Source organism: Streptomyces sp. NPDC005574, assembly GCF_040605435.1.
GTDB lineage: Bacteria > Actinomycetota > Actinomycetes > Streptomycetales > Streptomycetaceae > Streptomyces.
The window spans coordinates 1-1,425 of sequence record NZ_JBEXCW010000325.1 but is presented as its reverse complement, the minus strand read 5'-3'; the positions used below and the strand labels follow the sequence as shown (position 1 = coordinate 1,425).

The 1,425-nt window shown below is 67.9% G+C and carries 1 protein-coding gene and 1 pseudogene; one reads left to right on the top strand and one right to left on the bottom strand.

The window, feature by feature from the left end:
- Positions 1–123 precede the first annotated feature (123 nt).
- Positions 124–603: pseudogene (locus tag ABZT03_RS44510) on the top strand (transposase); the annotation flags it as partial.
- Between the two features lie 213 nt (positions 604–816).
- Here ABZT03_RS44510 and ABZT03_RS44505 read toward each other — a convergent pair.
- Complete coding sequence (locus ABZT03_RS44505) at positions 817–1,311, bottom strand: transposase (protein ID WP_356050048.1); 495 nt, start codon at positions 1,309–1,311, stop codon at positions 817–819.
- Between the last annotated feature and the right edge of the window lie 114 nt (positions 1,312–1,425).

The window sequence follows — 1,425 nt, the reverse complement described above, 5'->3', positions numbered from 1 at the left end:
GCGCTCGCGCAGTTCGTCGGGGTACCTACGGGGTGCAGCCATGCTCGGGATCCTTCCGGGTCTTCGATGTCTCCATCAAACCCGGGGCGGTTCACACGGTTGCCCGGCCATCTGCCGGGCAACCGTGACCCCAAGCCAGTCTGGCTGTGGTGCTCGGCCACCTCCGCCGCACCGGCGGAGGTGGAGCGCTGGTGGCAGTCTTTCCTCCGCAGATTCGATCTTGAACACACCTTCCGGCTCATGAAACAGACCCTCGGCTGGACGGCCCCGAAGGTCCGGCACGCCGACACCGCCGACCTGTGGACCTGGCTCATCATCGCCGCCCACACCCAGCTCCGCCTCGCCCGGCCCCTCGCCGAAGACCTCCGTCGCCCCTGGGAACGACCGGCCGAGCCCCGCCGCCTCACCCCCGCACGGGTGCGGCGGGGGTTTCGCAACGTCCGCGCGACCGCTGCCCGTCCGGCGACCGCACCGAAACCGTCCCGGCCAGGGCCCGGGCGACCTCCCGGCTCGAAGAACAAGCACCGGGCCAGGCACCACGACGTCGGAAAGACGGTCAAACGCGCCGAGTCAATCAAGGAACACCAAGCCCGCCCTCGTTAAACGCCAAGCTTAGGGTCAATACCGGTAACTTAGGGCTTTGGCGCCCGCTTGACCCGTTTGGGTTTGGTGGCGCCAACGATGGTGACGGCCGCAGCACATGGGCGGTCTGCAACGCGGTGGGCAGCGCGTTTGAGGGGCCAGCTGGCGACTTTGCGTTTGATGACGCGGGGGTTGGCCCGGCGGCGTCGCCGTGGCAGGAGGCGTTCGAGGAGTTCAGCGTGGGTGGCTTTGACCGCGCGGGTGAGTCGGCCGGGGGGAAAATGCCGCCTGGTCGGTGACCTGGCGGCGCACGACGCGCAGTGAGCGGGTGAAGGAGATCCGGTCGGGGTCTTGGTCGGCTTGTCGTGCGGCCTGGTGCATCAGGTACCGGATGGCGTGGTGGACGAGCAGAAAGCCGTAAAGTTCCTGCTCGGCCCCGTCAGGGTGCTGCGAACGCAGTACCAGGTGCGACCCGCCGAGGTGGGTCTTGATTTCGTCGAGGGTGGACTCGAACTCCCATCGCTGGGCGTAGAGGGAGGCCAGTTCCGGGGCCGGGGCCTTGTCCGGGTCGAGGATCGTGGTGATGAGCCGGTAGACGCCCTCATGGCCGGCGATGCTGTATTCCACCGCGCGTACTGGCACCCCGCGACGGGTGTGGTGGATGTCGCTGCGATCGAAGATCTGGGTGAGATACGAGCCGTCCGGCAACTGCTCGACCACCGGCAGCACGAGGTCTTTGCGGACTCGCCGGTGGCGTCCTCGGAGCGGTGTAAAAGGCTCGACGAGGGAGGTTCCGGTCTGTGATGTTACGCGGCCTCGGGGAGGGGCGGGATGTCGGGTGCG